The organism is Psychroserpens mesophilus, assembly GCF_050617655.1.
Taxonomy (GTDB): Bacteria; Bacteroidota; Bacteroidia; order Flavobacteriales; family Flavobacteriaceae; genus Psychroserpens; species Psychroserpens mesophilus_A.
Genome location: NZ_JBODQC010000279.1, coordinates 1 through 257, shown reverse-complemented (window position 1 = coordinate 257; position 257 = coordinate 1). Strand labels below are relative to the sequence as shown.

Below are 257 nucleotides of genomic sequence, written 5' to 3'. Positions count from 1 at the left end.
CGTAGAACGGACCCGCCTGGCCAACGAACGGACCTTCCTGGCCTATTTCAGGACATTTATTGTATTCCTGAGTTCCGGGGTGGCCATTCTGAAACTCACAGTTCTGGAGGAAATCGCCGAGCTCGGTTACTTCCTGCTATCCCTCTCCCCCATACTCCTGGCCATCGGGATCGCCCGGTTTCTCTATGTGAAAAAACAGATTAAAAAATACTACATGGTCCGCACCTGAACCGGTGGCCCCATTGATGCATCCGGTT

Annotated in this window: 1 protein-coding gene; it reads left to right on the top strand. The window is 52.5% G+C overall.

Features of this window, described 5'->3' with window-relative positions; translation table 11 throughout:
• Positions 1–229 (top strand): DUF202 domain-containing protein (locus ACRHNM_RS17260; RefSeq protein ID WP_431137884.1); only part of this gene is annotated, 229 nt, incomplete at its 5' end.
• Positions 230–257 lie beyond the last annotated feature (28 nt).